The organism is Desulfovibrio aminophilus DSM 12254, assembly GCF_000422565.1.
Classification (GTDB): Bacteria; Desulfobacterota; Desulfovibrionia; order Desulfovibrionales; family Desulfovibrionaceae; genus Aminidesulfovibrio; species Aminidesulfovibrio aminophilus.
This window is the reverse complement of sequence record NZ_AUMA01000006.1, coordinates 266352-281983: the sequence shown is the minus strand read 5'-3', so window position 1 is coordinate 281983 and position 15632 is coordinate 266352. Positions and strand designations below refer to the sequence as shown.

15 protein-coding genes are annotated in these 15632 nt (G+C 64.0%); 12 read left to right on the top strand and 3 right to left on the bottom strand.

Going from position 1 to position 15632, the window contains the following annotated elements; all coding sequences use genetic code 11:
- Positions 1 to 11 precede the first annotated feature (11 nt).
- A complete protein-coding gene (locus tag H587_RS0103360; protein ID WP_027175067.1) occupies positions 12 to 524 on the bottom strand; it encodes an adenine phosphoribosyltransferase in 513 nt (170 codons plus the stop codon).
- A gap of 106 nt (positions 525 to 630) precedes the next feature.
- Between H587_RS0103360 and rsmA the strand changes: the two genes are divergently transcribed.
- The 12 genes from rsmA (at position 631) to H587_RS17060 (ending at position 14322) form a co-directional block, all read left to right on the top strand.
- A complete protein-coding gene (rsmA, locus tag H587_RS0103355) occupies positions 631 to 1413 on the top strand; it encodes a 16S rRNA (adenine(1518)-N(6)/adenine(1519)-N(6))-dimethyltransferase RsmA (protein ID WP_051202400.1) in 783 nt (260 codons plus the stop codon).
- A 221-nt stretch (positions 1414 to 1634) separates the two neighbouring features.
- Entirely contained in the window at positions 1635 to 1910 is a 276-nt protein-coding gene (locus tag H587_RS0103350; protein ID WP_483782824.1) for an HU family DNA-binding protein, read from the top strand.
- Positions 1911 to 1924: 14 nt separating this feature from the next.
- Positions 1925 to 2110, top strand: a complete 186-nt coding sequence (locus tag H587_RS0103345; protein WP_027175064.1) for a hypothetical protein — start codon at positions 1925 to 1927, stop codon at positions 2108 to 2110.
- A gap of 229 nt (positions 2111 to 2339) precedes the next feature.
- The gene (gene rpsU, locus H587_RS0103340; protein WP_027175063.1) at positions 2340 to 2540 is read left to right on the top strand and encodes a 30S ribosomal protein S21; all 201 of its coding nucleotides are present in this window, start codon (positions 2340 to 2342) and stop codon (positions 2538 to 2540) included.
- On the top strand, positions 2540 to 2986 hold the full coding sequence (locus H587_RS0103335; RefSeq protein ID WP_027175062.1) for a GatB/YqeY domain-containing protein: 447 nt from the start codon (positions 2540 to 2542) through the stop codon (positions 2984 to 2986). The genes rpsU and H587_RS0103335 overlap by 1 nt, the downstream gene beginning before the upstream one ends.
- A 13-nt stretch (positions 2987 to 2999) precedes the next feature.
- Positions 3000 to 5297, top strand: a complete 2298-nt coding sequence (locus H587_RS0103330; RefSeq protein WP_027175061.1) for an endonuclease MutS2 — start codon at positions 3000 to 3002, stop codon at positions 5295 to 5297.
- Between the two features lie 10 nt (positions 5298 to 5307).
- Complete coding sequence (gene dnaG / locus H587_RS0103325) at positions 5308 to 7044, top strand: DNA primase (RefSeq protein ID WP_027175060.1); 1737 nt, start codon at positions 5308 to 5310, stop codon at positions 7042 to 7044.
- Complete coding sequence (rpoD, locus tag H587_RS0103320) at positions 7031 to 8800, top strand: RNA polymerase sigma factor RpoD (protein ID WP_027175059.1); 1770 nt, start codon at positions 7031 to 7033, stop codon at positions 8798 to 8800. The genes dnaG and rpoD overlap by 14 nt, the downstream gene beginning before the upstream one ends.
- A 54-nt stretch (positions 8801 to 8854) precedes the next feature.
- The gene (gene cbiB / locus H587_RS0103315; RefSeq protein WP_027175058.1) at positions 8855 to 9805 is read left to right on the top strand and encodes an adenosylcobinamide-phosphate synthase CbiB; all 951 of its coding nucleotides are present in this window, start codon (positions 8855 to 8857) and stop codon (positions 9803 to 9805) included.
- 11 nt (positions 9806 to 9816) lie between these two features.
- Positions 9817 to 10299, top strand: coding sequence for a GNAT family N-acetyltransferase (locus H587_RS0103310; RefSeq protein WP_027175057.1), 483 nt, complete (start codon positions 9817 to 9819; stop codon positions 10297 to 10299).
- A gap of 312 nt (positions 10300 to 10611) precedes the next feature.
- On the top strand, positions 10612 to 12912 hold the full coding sequence (locus H587_RS0103305) for an Orn/Lys/Arg family decarboxylase (protein ID WP_027175056.1): 2301 nt from the start codon (positions 10612 to 10614) through the stop codon (positions 12910 to 12912).
- Positions 12913 to 12966: 54 nt separating this feature from the next.
- Positions 12967 to 14322: an amino acid permease gene (locus H587_RS17060; RefSeq protein ID WP_051202399.1), complete on the top strand. Its 1356-nt coding sequence runs from the start codon at positions 12967 to 12969 to the stop codon at positions 14320 to 14322.
- A 74-nt stretch (positions 14323 to 14396) separates the two neighbouring features.
- Here H587_RS17060 and proC read toward each other — a convergent pair whose 3' ends face one another.
- Both proC and ndk read right to left on the bottom strand, forming a co-directional pair.
- A complete protein-coding gene (gene proC, locus H587_RS0103295; RefSeq protein WP_027175055.1) occupies positions 14397 to 15197 on the bottom strand; it encodes a pyrroline-5-carboxylate reductase in 801 nt (266 codons plus the stop codon).
- Between the two features lies 1 nt (position 15198).
- Positions 15199 to 15618 (bottom strand): nucleoside-diphosphate kinase, encoded by a 420-nt coding sequence (ndk, locus tag H587_RS0103290; protein WP_027175054.1) that lies wholly within the window; start codon positions 15616 to 15618, stop codon positions 15199 to 15201.
- Between the last annotated feature and the right edge of the window lie 14 nt (positions 15619 to 15632).

Sequence of the window (15632 nt, the reverse complement as noted above, 5' to 3'; positions counted from 1 at the left end):
CGATGTGGTTGTCAGATTTTGAGCAGACACTCGTAATAGTGCCCCAGAAGCTGCTTGGGGCCGTCCAGGAAACCGAGCTCCACGAGGTAGCCGATGCCGACCACGTCGGCGCCCGCGCCCTGGGCCAGACGGAGCATGCCGTTGGTGGTGCCGCCGGTGGCCAGCAGATCGTCGATGAGCAGCACCGGTTCGCCCGGGGCCACGGCGTCCTCGTGCATGCAGAGGGTGTCCGTGCCGTATTCCAGGTCATAGGTCACGGAGCGGGTTTTGTAGGGCAATTTTCCGGGCTTGCGCACAGGCACGAAGCCGATGCCCAAGCGATAAGCGAGGGGCGCGCCGAAGATGAAACCCCGCGCCTCCGCGGCCATGATTTTGGTCGCGCCCTTGTCCGCGAAGCGCTCGGCCAGGGCTTCAATGGACTGCTTGAACGCCCGGCCGTCTCCCAGCAGGGGAGTGATGTCGAAAAAGACGATGCCTTCCTTGGGATAATTGGGGATGTCCCGAATCAGTTCACGCAGGTCCATGCAATCCCTCCTCATCTCTGGATGGAGGGTTGTACGGCGGACCGGAAATCGTTGTCAACGTGCCGGACCGCGTTGCCAGTTGATCCGCTCTGGGCTAGAAAACCCCATGCCGTTCGCCAAGAGAAGCCTGGGGCAGAACTTCCTGCAAGACCCCAACACCGCCCGGCGCATCGTGGCCGCTCTGGAGATCGCCACCGGAGACCATGTGCTGGAGATCGGCCCTGGGCGAGGGGCTCTTACGGAATGGATCATCGCCGCCGGCCCCGCCCGCTTCCAAGCATTGGAAAAGGACCGCGAGCTCGCCCGAACCCTGCCGGATCGCTGGCCAAGCCTGGAGATCCTGGCAGGCGACGCCTTGGAGCATCGCTGGGAATCCCTCGACGCCCCCTTCTATAAAATAGTAGGGAATCTGCCCTACAACATAGCGTCGCCCCTCATCTGGGACTTCGTCTCCCGCGCCCGGAACTATGGCCGAGCCGTTTTCATGGTCCAGTACGAGGTGGCCCGGCGGCTGACCGCCGAACCCGGCTTTGGCGATTACGGAGCACTCACGGCCTGGGTGCGCAACTTCGCCGCCACCTCGCTCCTGTTCAAGGTAGGGCCGGCCGTCTTCCGCCCCAGGCCCAAGGTCGACTCCGGCGTGGTGCTTTTTTCCCCGTTGGCGAAGCGGCCCGATCCGGCCCTGGCCGAGCGTCTGGCCAAGCTGCTCCACGGCTGCTTTCAGAAACGCCGCAAGCAGCTTGCCAACATATTGAAATCACAATGGGAAGACGGCGTTGGCCAATGGTTCGCGGAACAGGGCCTGAGCGGAACCCTGAGGCCGGAAAACTTGTCTCCTCGCCACTTTCTGGGTCTGGCCGAGCGGTTTGGGGATCACTTTTTCGCTTGACTTCGCGTGGAAAATCTTGTTTTCAGGTGATGCAAATTGCGAAGGTGAGCAATTTCGGGCATCGCTGGGCCTTATGTTAGAATTGGAGCCCGCTAGACAGCCCGCGAAGTTTGCAGTACATGCACAACATGCGTTAATCGGCGAACTTCAAGGCTCCCGGCGGAAAAGTGGTCACGCTTTGACGAGAGTATCATCGTCGAAAACCTATTGAGGAGGAAGGACTGATGACTAAGGCTGAGCTGGTTGTCAAAATCGCGGAGAAGGCCAACCTGACCAAGGCGAACGCCGAGCGCGCCCTGAACGCTTTCCTGGAGACCGTGGAAGGCACCCTGGTCAAGGAAAAGAAGCTGACCCTCACCGGCTTCGGCACCTTCCTGGTCGAGCAGCGCAAGTCCCGCGTGGGCCGCAACCCCCGCACCGGCGCCACCATCAAGATCCCGGCCACCAAGATCGTGAAGTTCCGCCCCGGCAAGTTGCTCAAGGACGCCGTTAAGTAAAGTAGGAGTCCGACATGCTCCACGGTGAAACCGTTCACAGCCCTCTGCCCATGGACCTTCCCTGGTGGCAGGCCGACCATGCCGTGTTTTTCGGGGTTCTCTACATCGTGCTGGGCTTCATCGCCGCCGGCATGGGGTATTGCATCCTGAAAGCTTGGTGGGATTCCTGCGGGGACGGCGGCGCAAGCCACCATCACTAGGGTTTTCTCGACGGCAAAGCGTTTTCTGGTTTGAAGCCCGCCCGGACATCTCCGGGCGGGCTCCCATTATGGACACCGGAAAATGATGCGCTTCGCCTGACATCCTCCCAGCATTCGGAGGCGGTTTTTTCTTGCCTTCAGGCAAGAAAAGGCCTATTTGTCTCTTTTGCAAAATTTGCCGAGCGTCTTTCTTCAACCCTGACGCCGGCCGCGAGGAGGTGATGTCCCCATGCCCGGTATCGTTCTCGACGATTCCGATAACTTCGATGTGGCCCTGCGTCGTTTCAAGAAGCAGGTCGAGAAGGCTGGCATCCTCTCCGAGCTGAAGAAGCGTCAGCACTATGAAAAGCCCAGCGTTCAGCGCAAGAAGAAGAAGGCCGCCGCCAAGAAGCGGCTCGTCAAAAAACTCCGCAAAATGAAGATGATGTAATGGGCCTCCAGGCACGGATCGAAAGCGACTTCGTCGCCGCCTACAAGGCCAAGGAATCGGTCAAGGTGGCTGTCTTGAGAATGCTCAAGACAGCCATCAAGAACCGTCAGGTCGAACTGTGCCGCCCCCTGGAGGACGGCGAGATACTCGACGTCATCGCCAAACAGGTCAAGCAGCGCCGCGAATCCATCGAACAGTTCAACGCGGGTCACCGTCCGGACCTGGCCGAAAAGGAAGCAGCCGAGCTTGAACAGCTCGCCGACTATCTCCCCAAGGCTCTCTCCGACGAGGAACTGGCCGCCGCCGTGGACACGGCCATCGCCGCCTTGGGCGCCTCCGGCCTCAAGGACATGGGCCGTGTGATGCAGGCCGTCATGGAGGCCCACAAGGGCCAAGTGGACGGCAAGAAAGCCAGCGCGCTGGTCCGTGGACGGCTCTCGGCCTGACCGACACACATTCATGGAATCCAGAACCTTTCAGTTGCTGGAATTCCCCAAGGTGCTGCGGGTTCTCGCCGACCACGCGGTTTCCACGGCCGGGGAAAACGCCTGTCTCGCCCTCGCGCCCCTGGGCGATGAGATGTCCGTGCGCCTGCAGAACCGCCTGCTGGAGCAGGCCATGTCCTGGCGCGCCGAAACCGGCTTCCGGCTGAATACCTTCGAACCCCTCGACGGCCTGGCGGCCATCCTTGAACGTCCTACGGCCATTCTGGATCAGGACGATCTGTTCGCCCTGCTGAAGACCCTGGAGCAGGCCAAGTCCGCCCGCGAAGCGCTGCAATCCTGCGGCGAACGGGAATGGGAGGAACTGCTCGACGCCGTGGCCCGAGCCCCCTGGCCCGCCACGGTCTGGTCCGCCGTCCGGCGCTGCCTGGACGACGAGGGCCGCCTGCGCGACGAAAGCTCTCCCGGCCTCTTGGCCGTGCGCGGCGAAATCCGCTCCATCCACCAGCGCTGCACCAAGAGGGTCAAAGACTTCATCCTGGGCGAGGATCTGTCCCGTTTTCTCCAGGACGAGTTCATGACCATCTCCTCGGACCGCTATGTCCTGCCGCTCAAGGCGAATTTCAAGGGCCGCTTCCCGGGCATCATTCACGACTATTCGCAGACCGGCGAAACCTGCTACTTCGAGCCCATGTTCCTGGTGGAGATGAACAATCAACTCCAGGAACTGAAGCAGGAAGAGCGCCGCGAGGAACGCAAGGTTCTGGAATTCCTCACCGGCATCGTGCGCCAGGAGCGAGACGCCGTCATCGGCTGTTACCGGGCCCTGGTGCGCCTGGACGTGCTTCTGGCCAAGGTGGGCCTGGGCTTGGCCCTGGGTGGCCGGACCCTGGACATCGAGCCGGATCTGCCGCCCCGCCTGCTGGAGGCCCGTCATCCGCTCCTGGCTCTGGACAGGGACCGGGCCGTCCCCCTGGACATCAAGCTGCAGCCCGGTCAGCACGCCCTGGTCATCAGCGGCGGCAACGCGGGCGGCAAGACCGTCTGCCTGAAGACCCTGGGGCTCATCGCGCTCATGGGACTCTCCGGCCTGCCCGTGCCCGTGGGCGTGGGCAGCAGCATCCCGGTCTGGCGCGACATCTTCGTGGTTCTGGGCGACGAACAGAGTCTGGAAGATCACGTGAGCACCTTCACGGCCCAGGTGCGCTACCTCTCCCGGGTCTGGGACCAAGTGGACGCGGAAACGCTCTTCCTTCTAGACGAATTCGGCGCCGGCACGGACCCCACCCAGGGCGCGGCGCTGGCTCAAGCGGTACTGGACAGCTTGCTGGAACGCCGCGCCACCGTGATGGTGGCCACCCATTTCCCGGCCCTCAAGGCGCACGCGCTGGCCGCCGAGGGCGTACGCGCGGCCAGTGTGCTCTTCGACCCGGACACCAAGCGGCCGCTGTTCCGCCTGGCCTACGACCAGGTCGGCGCGAGCATCGCTTTGGAGGTGGCCAGGGAGCACGGCCTGCCCGGCGCCATCCTGGACCGTGCGGCGCAGTATCTTCTGCTGGACGGCTCGGACACCACGGCGGTCCTGGACCGGCTCAACTCCCAGGCCGTGGCCCGGGACAAGGAACTCCGGTCCCTGGCCGATGAGCGGGAACGGCTGCGCCGCAAGCGCGCCACACTGGAGGCCGAGTTCGCCCGCGAACGCTCCGGCCTCATGGATGAGATCAAGGCCCAGGCGCAGGCAGTGCTGCACGAGTGGAAGAGCGGCAAGCTCGGTCGCAAGCAGGCCTTGAAGAAGCTCTCCGACGCGCGCGAACGGCTGGTGGACACCGGAACCCTCGCCGCGGAGACAGCGACTCCAGCCCTCGGCTGGGACGATCTGCGCTCCGGTCTGACCGTCCGCTATCTCCCCTGGGATCGTCAGGGCTCGGTGCAGGAGAAGGACGAACGCAAGCGCCAGGTCAAGGTGGACTTGGACGGCCTGTCCCTTTGGGTCAAGGAATCCGACCTGGGCCCGGCGGCTCAGACCGGCGCTTCCCAAAGCTTCACCGCAGCCGTGCCGTCGGCCTCCGGCCCCACACAGGTTCTGGACCTTCGCGGGCAACGCGCCGACGAGGCCCTGCGCCTTCTGGAACGCTTCCTGGACGACGCGCTGTTGCGCGGAACCGGCAGCGTGGAAATCATCCACGGCCGGGGCACCGGAGCGCTGCGCCGCGAAGTGCATGAATTTCTGCGGCAATCCCCCGCCGTGAACGCCTTTGCCCTGGCCCCCGAGGACCGGGGCGGCGACGGCATGACCGAAGCGACGCTCAAGTAGGGACGGACGCATGAATCCACAGGCCATCCAGGCCGTCAAATCCCGGCTCGTCCTTTCGGACGTGGTGCGGCGCTACGTGGATCTGCGGCCCGTTTCGGGGCGGTTCATGGGAGCCTGCCCCTTCCATCAGGAAACCAAGCCGTCCATGTCGGTGAACGATGAGGAGGGCTTCTTCTACTGTTTCGGCTGCCAAGCTTCCGGCGACGTGATCGACTTTTACAAGCGCATCAACGGGTTGGAGTTCCGCGAGGCCCTGGAGCAGTTGGCCGCCGAGGCCGGGGTCGATCTGGGCGACCAGCGCGAGGATCCCGAGGCCCAGGAGCGGCAACGGCGCAAGAAGATCCTCCTGGACATGCACGAACAGGCCCGGGATTTTTTCCGCGCCTTCCTGCGCAAGAACGAGGGCCGGGCCGCCCGCGCCTACCTCTCCCAGCGGGGCATCGAGCCGCGCATCGTGGAATCCTTCGGTCTGGGCTACTCTCCGGACGACTGGCACGCCCTGGACCAATTCCTCCAATCCAAACACCACACGCCGGAGCTGGGGGTCGAGGCCGGACTCCTGTCGAAAAATGATAAAGGCAACATTTACGATAGGTTCCGTGCAAGACTCATCTTTCCCATCCAGAATTTATCAGGTCGGGTTATTGCCTTTGGCGGCAGAATCATTAGTGAAGGGGAACCAAAGTATCTCAACAGCAGCGATACCCCCATCTATAAAAAGGGAGAGCATCTCTACGGATTGTACCAAGCCCGCCCGACCATGACCCGCAGCAAGCGGGCCCTGCTCACCGAAGGCTACATGGACGTGCTTTCCCTGCACCAGTTCGGTTACACCGACGCTTGCGGGGTTCTCGGCACGGCCCTCACCGGTGATCAGGTGCGCCGCCTTGCGGGCTTTTGTTCGCGCGTGGATCTGGTCTTCGACGGCGACAACGCGGGCCGCAAGGCCGCCCTGAAGTCCAGCGAAATGATCCTCCTGCAAGGGGTGGCCTGCAGGGTGATCCTGCTGCCTGAGGGCGAGGACGTGGACAGCGTGCTCCAGAAGGAGGGCCCCGAAGGTTTTGAAAAATGTCTCAAGGCCGCCAAGGATGGATTGACCTTCGCCCTGGACACCCTGCGCGACCAGTTCGCGCCCCGGGAGACCATGGCCTGGGCCAAGGATTTTTTTGAAAAGCTCGCGGACGACGGTCTGCGGGCCTATTATCTGCCTCGGCTGGTGTCGGGGCTGGGCGTCTCCGAGGTGGAGCTGCGCCAGGCGCTGGGAACCTCCCGGGCCGGACGCGATGCCCCCAGGGAGCGCGCGCCGCTGGCCGCCGTGCGGCCCGTGGGCAAGGACGACAAGAACGACCGCGAGTACCTGCGGTTCCCCATCCAGTACCCCGAATACGTTCGGGACTTGGCCGACCGGGGATTTGAACGCGTCCTGATCACGGACTGGGCCCGGGGCCTGTGGGAGAAGATCCGCTTGCACGATGGCCAGGAACTGGTGTCCTGGCTCGACGAAAGCGAGAAGAAATTTTGGGCTCGCTGCCGTCAGGAACGTGCGGAGCACACGCTCACCGGCGAGATGTTGAAGGACGAGTGGCTGTACATCTGCGACCGGGTGGCCGAGAGCCATGAAAAGCACGCCAGAAGGCAGCTGACGGAAGCCCTGCGGGAGGCTCTCAAGGAGGGCGATTCCCGCCAGGCCCAGGAGCATTTGCAGGCCCTGAACGTGTTCCTAGGGAGGGACGATGAACAACATTAAGGACATCCAGCAGATCAAGTCCCTGATCGCCAAGGGAAAAAAGAACGGCTTCCTGACCTTCGAAGAGGTCAGCAAGGCGCTGCCCTCGGAGATCAGTTCGCCCGATCAGCTGGAAGAGGTCCATAGCATTTTCGACCAGATGAACATCGTCATCGTGGACACGGAGGAAAGCGGCAAGAAGCTTTCCGCCGAGCCCTCCGAGTCCGAGTCCGACGAGTTGGACATCGAGCTCGTCAGCGACGGGGACGACGACGTTTCCGACTATTCCTCGCGCAGTACCGATCCGGTGCGCATGTACCTGCGCGAGATGGGCGCGGTGCCGTTGCTCGACCGCGAGGGCGAGGTGGTCATCGCCAAGAAGATCGAGAACGGCGAGATGGAGGTTCTGTACTCACTCGTCGAAGTGCCCGTCGCTCTTGAGGAACTCATCCAGGTGGGCGAGGATCTCAAGAACGGCAAAATCAAGCTCAAGGACGTGGTCAAGACCATCGAGGAGGACGACCCTTCCGAGGACGAGATGAACCAGCGCCAGCGGGTCATCTTCCTCCTGGACGAGATCAAGGGCATCTTCAAGAAAAAGAAGAAGGTCTACGACAAGCTGGACGCCTGCGCCGAGCTGAACCGCCGGGTCACGGGCGTGCAGAAGGAGATCCTGGGCTTCAAGGAAGAGGTGGTCCAGCGCCTGCGCGATATCAAGCTGGAGAAGACCCTCATCGACCGGATCATCGAGACCGTGGGCGACTACGTGCGGCAGATGCACAACTGCCAGCGCGACCTCTCGGCCTACGTGCTCTCCGTGGGCAAGACCAAGGCCGAGATCGAGACCCTGTTCCGCCAGGTGGACGCCCGGGACGTGAACCCCGTGGTGGCCGCCGACGTGCTCAACATGACCGTGGAGGAGTTCTTCTCCTTCAAGGAAATGCTGGCGGGCAAGCTGGAGATCATGAAGCGGCTCCAGGACAAGTGCTGCCACACGGTGAACGACCTGGAAGAGGTGCTCTGGCGCATCACCCGGGGCAACCAGGCGGCCATGCGGGCCAAGCAGGAACTCATCCGGGCCAACCTGCGCCTGGTGGTCTCCATCGCCAAAAAATACACGAACCGCGGCCTGCAATTCCTGGACCTGATCCAGGAAGGCAACATCGGCCTGATGAAGGCCGTGGACAAGTTCGAGTACCAGCGGGGCTACAAGTTCTCGACCTACGCCACCTGGTGGATTCGCCAGGCCATCACCCGGGCCATCGCGGACCAGGCGCGGACCATCCGCATTCCGGTGCACATGATCGAGACCATCAACAAACTCATCCGCACCTCCCGCTATCTGGTCCAGGAGCTGGGCCGCGACCCCTCGCCGGAGGAGATCGCCGAGCGCATGGACTACCCGGTGGAGAAGGTCAAGAAGGTTCTCAAGATCGCCAAGGAGCCCATCTCGCTGGAGACGCCCATCGGCGACGAGGAAGACTCGAGCCTGGGCGATTTCATCGAGGACAAGAAGGCCGCCGCTCCCGCCGAGGAGGTGGTGTCCACCAAGCTCCAGGAGCAGATCGCCAAGGTTCTCTCGGACCTCACTCCACGCGAGGAGCAGGTGCTCCGCAAGCGTTTCGGCATCGGCGAGAAGAGCGACCACACCCTGGAAGAGGTCGGCAAGCTCTTCAACGTCACCCGTGAGCGCATCCGCCAGATCGAGGCCAAGGCCCTGCGCAAGCTGCGCCATCCCATCCGCAGCGCCTTGCTCCGATCCTACTTCGAGAGCTAGACACCGGGAAGGGCGGCCTCGGCCGCCCTCCCTTTTCGTCCCCGGAGCCGCCACGTGACCACCGTTTTCCTTACGCTCCTGCCGTTGCTGGCCTTGGCCTTGGATCTGCTTTGGGGCGATCCGGCCCGCCTGCCTCATCCCGTGCGTGGACTCGGCTTGGTGGCCGACCGCCTGGAAATTTGGGGGCGGCGGCTCATGCCCGGCGGCCTGTTCTTCTGGGGCGGTCTGAGCACCCTGATCCTGGCCGGAGGCGCGGCCGCCCTGGCCCACGATCTTTCCCGCCTGCCCTGGGTCGGCTGGCTCGTCGCCCTCTATCTCGCCTGGAGCGGCTTGGCCCTGAGAGGACTTCTGGACTCCGGCCGCGCCGTGGCCCGTCAGCTGGAAAAGGGCGATCTGCCTGGGGCGCGCGTGACCCTTTCCGGACTGGTCAGCCGTGAGACGGCGCATCTCGACGCCGACGGCGTACGCCGGGCACTGGCCGAGACCGTGAGCGAAAACCTGAACGACGCCTTCGTCGCTCCATTCTTCTGGCTCTGCCTGCTAGGCCCTGGCGGCCTCTGGTTCCACAAAACCGTGAGCACTCTGGACTCCATGTGGGGCTACCGCGATGAGCGCTACGAGCGCCTGGGCAAGTTCCCGGCCCGGCTGGACGACCTGCTGGCCTACATCCCGGCCCGGATCACGGCCTTGGTCATGATCCTCACCGGCGCGCTCATGGACCTGGACTGGCGCGCGGCGAAGGCCCATGTCGCCGCCGCCGCGAGCGAGAGCGAAAGCCCCAACGCAGGCTGGCCCATGAGCGCGGCTGCCTGGCTCTGCGGAGCACGCGTGGGCGGCCCGGCGATCTACTTCGGTAGGACGAAGGACAAGCCCTGGATCGGCCCGGAAGGGGGCTTCTGGGACGGGGACAAGCTGGAGACCCTGTTCCAGCTCTGCCTGCTCACGGCCGCGCTCACGGCTCTGTTCCTGTTCCTCGGGCTCGGCCTGTTGCGCCTGTTCATCTAGGAGACTTTCTCATGCGCCTGCGCCCCGTCACAGACAGCGACCTCCCCGCCCTGGACCGGCTCAACCGCGCCGCCGTGCCCAACGTCAACGACGTGGGGGTCGCCGGACTTCGGCGACTGACCGCCCAGGCCGCCTTCTTCCACTTGGCCGAAGATGATTCCGGCCCGTTGGGCTTCCTCCTGGCCATGACCCCGGAAGCGGATTACGCCAGTCCGAACTTCCTCTGGTTCAAGAAACGCTATCCCGGATTCTGCTACATCGACCGTGTGGTGGTGGCCGAAAGCGCCCGCCGATTGGGCGTGGGCTCGGCCCTCTACCGCGCCGTCATCGATTTCTCAACCGGCCGCGCCCCGGTCCTGACCTGCGAAGTGAACCTTCAGCCCGCCAACCCCGGCTCCCTGGCCTTCCACGAGCGCTTCGGCTTCCGCCAAGCGGGCACACAGGACACGGAAAACGGGAAAAAGACCGTCTCGCTCATGATCCGCCCGCTCTGATCCCGCATTTTCCCGCTCGGTATTTTTTTCACCCACTCCGCATTGTCCATTTGACGCGCGACGCGCGCAACGCGTATAGACTCCAGTATCATCCATGCGAGTCGGCTCCTGGCTCGTATCGGATTCCGATTCCACGCTCCGCACCCTGTTTTCTGGCCTCACGGCTTTTTCGGCGCGGCTGGACGCATGCAACGTCTCAGGAGAAGATCACGAACGCACTGTACAACGGATTCAGACCGTCCGTCCGGACGGATAACGCGTCCGCAACGGCATGCGACGGCACGGCGCGAAACCTCACCAAGGAGATGCTGGATGAAGATCACCAAGCACAGCTGGCCGGTCCTGATCGTTTCCAAACAGTTCGACGCGCCAACGGACGAGGGATTGCGGCTGCGCGCCCTGGAGGAAGAACTGGAGCAGGTGCAGGAGTGCTCCGTCCTGACCTCCCAAAGCTACGAGGACGCGCTGGAGATGTTCGCCTCGCGCGCCGACCTCGGGGTGGTGGTCATCGACTGGGACATCCAGAAGGAGGATATTGGAGAAAAAATGCCACCGGAGGAACTGCTGGACGGCATCCGCCGCCGCAACCGCGGCGTGCCGGTGGTTCTGCTCACCGAACGCCGGGAGATCGAGAACATCCCCACGGACGTGCTCGGCCGCATCGACGACTGCATCTGGAAGACCGCCGACACCATCGAATTCCTGGCCGGACGCATCGAAAAGCTCCTGGTTGACTACATCCTCAGCGTGTACCCGAGCTTCTTCGGCATGCTCGTGGAGTATTCCCGGGAATACAAGTACGCTTGGCACACCCCGGGCCACATGGGCGGGGAGGGCTTCCTGAAGAGCCCGGCCGGGGTGGCCATGCACAAGTTCTTCGGCGAGAACGTGTTCCGCTCCGATCTCTCCATCTCCGTGCCCGAGCTGGGCTCCCTGCTGGACCACAGTGGGGTGGTGGGCGACGCAGAGCGCAATTCCGCCCGGGTCTTCGGGGCGGACCTGACCTTCTACGTGCTCAACGGCACCTCCAACGTGAACCAGATCATCTGGCGCAGCCAGCTCATCCGGGACGACATCGCCTTTGTGGACCGCAACTGCCACAAGTCCCTGAACTACGCCATGGTCATCACCGAGGCCTATCCGGTCTACATGGTGCCCCGACGCAACAAGCGCGGCATCATCGGCCCCTGCCGACTCTCCGAGTTCTCGGCCAAGACCATCCGCAAGAAGATCCAGGACAACAAGCTCATCCCGGCCGGGCTGAAGAAGAACGCCGTGAAGATGTCGGCCCTGACCAACTCCACCTACGACGGCATCTGCTACAACGTCATCAACATCAAGAAGGAGCTCAAGAAGAGCGTAGAGAACCTGCACTTCGACGAGGCCTGGTACGCGTACGCCCGCTTCCATCCCATGTACAAGGACCACTACGGCATGGCTGACGACGAGGTGAACACGGAGCATCCGCCCATCTTCTGTTCCCAGTCCACACACAAGCTGCTCATGGCCTTTTCCCAGGCCTCCATGCTGCACGTGAAGAACGGCAGCCACGTCTCGGTCAACCGGGACGAACTGAACGAGTCCTACATGATGCACGGCTCGACCTCGCCGCAATACAGCATGATCGCCTCCCTGGACGTGGCCACCAAGATGATGGACGACAGCGGCGAGATCATCATCAGCGACACCATCCTGGAAGCCGTGCACATCCGCCGCAAGGTGGCCCGGATCGCCAAGGAGATGCGCAAGGCGGGCGAGTGGTTCTTCGACATGTGGCAGCCGCGCAAGGTCATCTACAACGGCAAGCCCTGCGACTTCGAGAACGTCCCGGCGGAGTACCTGGCCGGGAACCAGCAGCCCTGGATCTTCAGCCCCAAGGACGACTGGCACGGGTTCGAGGACATGGAGGAGAACTACGCCATGCTCGACCCCATCAAGCTCACCTTCACCACGCCCGGCCTGGATGAGAAGGGCGGCATGAGCGAGGAGGGCATTCCCGCGGCCATCGTCACCAACTATCTGATCCGCCACCGCATCGTCTGCGAAAAGACGGACTACTATTCCTTCCTGCTGCTGAACTCCATGGGCACCACCAAGGCCAAGCAGGGGGCCCTCCTATCTGGGTTGCTCAAGTTCAAGGACCTCTATGACGACAACGCCCCCCTGGAGCTGGTCCTGCCCGAGTTGACGCGCGACAATCCCTGCTACCGGGGCGTCGGGCTCAGGGACCACTGCAACGCCATCCACCGCCACATCCGCGACCACAATCTGCTGGACAAGATGCAGGCCGCCTTCCAGGTCATCCCGGACCAGGCCATGAAGCCCGCCGACGCCTACCACGCGGTGGTGCGCAAGAACGTGGAGTACGTGGAGCTCAAGGACATGCGTGACCGCGTCCCGGCGGTCATGACCGTGCCCTATCCCCCGGGCATCCCGGTCATGATGGGCGGCGAGATCATGAACAAGAAGGCCGCGCCCATCTTCGACTACCTCCTGGCCCGGCAGGACTTCGAGAACCTCTTCCCGGGATACGAGAGCGACATCCACGGGGTGGAACGGATCAAACGCGGCGGCAAGAAGTACTTCACCATCATGTGCGTGAAGCAGGGCTGATTCCCCGGATCGCCGGGCTTCTCAACATCCCAAGCGCTGAAAGGGGAGTGACGCATGGCCGCCGACAGCAGCCACAAGATGGGCCTCATCGCCTGTATCGCCGTGGTGGCGGGCAACATGATGGGTTCCGGCATCGCCTTGCTGCCCGCGAACCTCGCCGCCATCGGCAGCATCACCGTGGTCGGCTGGGCCGTCGCCCTGGTGGGGGCCCTGGCCCTGGCCTACGTGTTTTCCCGCCTGGGCATGGAGGATCCCCAGGAAGGCGGCCCCATCGCCTATTCCGGCGAGGTCTCGCCGGTGCTCGGCTACCAGGCGGGCCTGCTCTATTACCACGCCAACTGGATCGGCAACCTGGCCATCGCCATCACCGGGGTGGACTACCTTTCAGTGTTCTTCCCGGCCCTGGAGCATCCGCTGACGGCCGGAGTCACCTCCATCGCCCTCATCTGGCTCTTCACCGGCATCAACATCCTGGGCGCGGCCTGGATCGGCCGCCTCGTCTCCATCGGGGTGGTGCTGCTCCTCATCCCGGTGGTGCTCACCGGAACCCTGGGCTGGCTCTCCTTCGACCCGGCCCTGTTCCAGGCCAACTGGATCGTGGGCGGCAAGCCCCCGGGCGAGGCGGTCATGGCCGCTGTGCTGCTCTGCATCTGGAGCTTCATCGGCATCGAAAGCGCCTCGGTGAACACCGCCGTGGTGGACAACCCCAAGCGCAACATCCCGCTCTCGACCATGATCGGCGCGGCCCTGGCCGGGCTGGTCTACCTCCTCTCCTGCTCGGCCATCTCGGGCATGTTCCCGGCGGCGGAAATGGCTGCCTCGGGCGCGCCGTTCTCCCTGGCCATGGGCCACATCTGCGCCAAGTTGCCCTTCGCGGGTCTGATCTCCAAGGCCGTCTCGGCGGTCACGGCCTTCGCCTGCCTCGCCTCCCTGGGCTCCTGGATGATGCTCGTCTCCCAGGCGGGCTGCCGCGCGGCCCAGGACGGCACGCTCCCGGCGATCTTCGGCCGCCGGAACCACAAGAACGTGCCCGTGGCCGGGCTGATCCTGGCCTCGGTCATGATGACCATCCTGCTCGCGCTGCTCATGCTCGTGTCCAAGGACGGAGACACCCAGACCCTGTTCGGCGAGATCTGCGACATCGCGGTGCTCCTGACCCTGCCGCCATACTTCTACTCCTCCCTCAACCTGCTGCGGCGCTACGGCCTGGCCAACACCCGGGCTCTGCTCCAGGTGGGCTCGGCCCTGATCGCCTGCGTCTTCTGCCTCATCGCCCTGGCCGGGGCCGCCAAGGCGGCGCTCACCGGCTGCCTGCTGGTCATGCTCTGTTCCTTCATCTTCTACGTGGGCAAGGACCGCTCGGACTACGAGCGCAAGACCCTGGCCCAGCGCGGCGGCCCGGTCTCCTGACCCCGCGCGGCGCGCGAAAAAAAGCCCCGGTTCCAGGACGGAACCGGGGCTTTCGCATGATGTCCGGCGGGAAACTATTTCTTGCCCAGCTCCACGCTGCGCAGATAGGACTCGCGGGCCGCGTCGGCGATGTTGCCCTTCACGCCCGTGCGGTCCATGTGCAGCACGCCCCGGATGGTCGTGCCCGCGGGTGAACAGACCATGTCCGTGAGCTCGCCCAGGTGCCGCCCGTCCTCGCCGGCCAGCTTGGCCGAACCGGCGAACAGGCCCTGGACCATCTGTACGGCCTGGGCCCGGGGCAAGCCGAGGTTCACGGCCGCGTCGGCCAGGGCCTGCATGAAGTAGAAGACATAGGCCGGACCGGAGCCGATCACCGCCGTGAAGGCGTCGAAGAGCTTCTCGGCCAGGACATGCACCTGTCCCAGGCTGGTGAACAGCCCGGACAAGAACTCCCGCTGGGCCTTCTTCAGGCCCGGGTCGTCCAGGCAGAGGGCGAAGACGCCTTCGCCCACCAGGGCGGGTGTGTTCGGCATGACCCGCGCCACGGGACATTTGGCGCCGCTCAGCTCCTTGAGCCGGGCCACGGTGAGCCCGGCGGCGATGGAGACGAGGCAGCGGGTCTTGCCCAGGGCCGAACCGGCCTCCTGGAGCACTTCCGGGGCCTGCTGCGGCTTCACGGCCAGGACCACGTAGTCGCTGGCCTGCACCAGCTCCTTCACCGAGGCGGCGGCCTTCAGGCCGCACTCCTTGCCCAGGGCCTTGAGCCGGGCCGCGTCCAGGTCCAGGCCCAGGAGCTGTATGTCCTTGCGCCGGGCCAGACCACGGATGATGGCCGTGCCCATGTTGCCCACGCCGATGAAGCCGACAGTGGCCATGTCAGCCCACCATCTCCAGGCGGCTGAAGAAATAGGCCACCTCGGTCTTGGCCGTGTCCGGGCCGTCGGAGCCGTGGCAGGCGTTGGCCTCGATGCTCTTGCCGAAACGCTTGCGGATGGTGCCCTCGGCGGCCTTGGCCGGATCCGTGGCGCCCATGAGCTCGCGGTAACGAGCGATGGCGTTGTCGCCCTCCAGCACGGAGACGACCACCGGGCCGGAAATCATGTAATTCACCAGGTCCTTGAAGAAGGGACGCTCGCGGTGCACGGCGTAGAAGCCCTCGGCCTGCTCACGGGTGAGCCGGATCATCTTCATGGCCTTGATCTTGAGGCCCGCGTCGATGATCATCTGGAGGACGGAGCCGGCCTGTCCGGCCTCGACGGCGTCGGGCTTGACGATGGAAAAGGTCAGTTCGCTCATGAAAGTCTCCTTCG

Bases quoted from the DNA above. Each gene is read 5' to 3' on its own strand.
- H587_RS0103360 (WP_027175067.1), bottom strand. From the start codon at position 524: ATGGACCTGCGTGAACTGATTCGGGACATCCCCAATTATCCCAAGGAA.
- H587_RS0103310 (WP_027175057.1), top strand. From the start codon at position 9,817: ATGCGCCTGCGCCCCGTCACAGACAGCGACCTCCCCGCCCTGGACCGG.
- rpsU (WP_027175063.1), top strand. From the start codon at position 2,340: ATGCCCGGTATCGTTCTCGACGATTCCGATAACTTCGATGTGGCCCTG.
- rpoD (WP_027175059.1), top strand. From the start codon at position 7,031: ATGAACAACATTAAGGACATCCAGCAGATCAAGTCCCTGATCGCCAAG.
- proC (WP_027175055.1), bottom strand. From the start codon at position 15,197: ATGGCCACTGTCGGCTTCATCGGCGTGGGCAACATGGGCACGGCCATC.
- H587_RS0103345 (WP_027175064.1), top strand. From the start codon at position 1,925: ATGCTCCACGGTGAAACCGTTCACAGCCCTCTGCCCATGGACCTTCCC.
- ndk (WP_027175054.1), bottom strand. From the start codon at position 15,618: ATGAGCGAACTGACCTTTTCCATCGTCAAGCCCGACGCCGTCGAGGCC.
- H587_RS0103305 (WP_027175056.1), top strand. From the start codon at position 10,612: ATGAAGATCACCAAGCACAGCTGGCCGGTCCTGATCGTTTCCAAACAG.
- H587_RS17060 (WP_051202399.1), top strand. From the start codon at position 12,967: ATGGCCGCCGACAGCAGCCACAAGATGGGCCTCATCGCCTGTATCGCC.
- rsmA (WP_051202400.1), top strand. From the start codon at position 631: ATGCCGTTCGCCAAGAGAAGCCTGGGGCAGAACTTCCTGCAAGACCCC.
- H587_RS0103335 (WP_027175062.1), top strand. From the start codon at position 2,540: ATGGGCCTCCAGGCACGGATCGAAAGCGACTTCGTCGCCGCCTACAAG.
- H587_RS0103330 (WP_027175061.1), top strand. From the start codon at position 3,000: ATGGAATCCAGAACCTTTCAGTTGCTGGAATTCCCCAAGGTGCTGCGG.
- dnaG (WP_027175060.1), top strand. From the start codon at position 5,308: ATGAATCCACAGGCCATCCAGGCCGTCAAATCCCGGCTCGTCCTTTCG.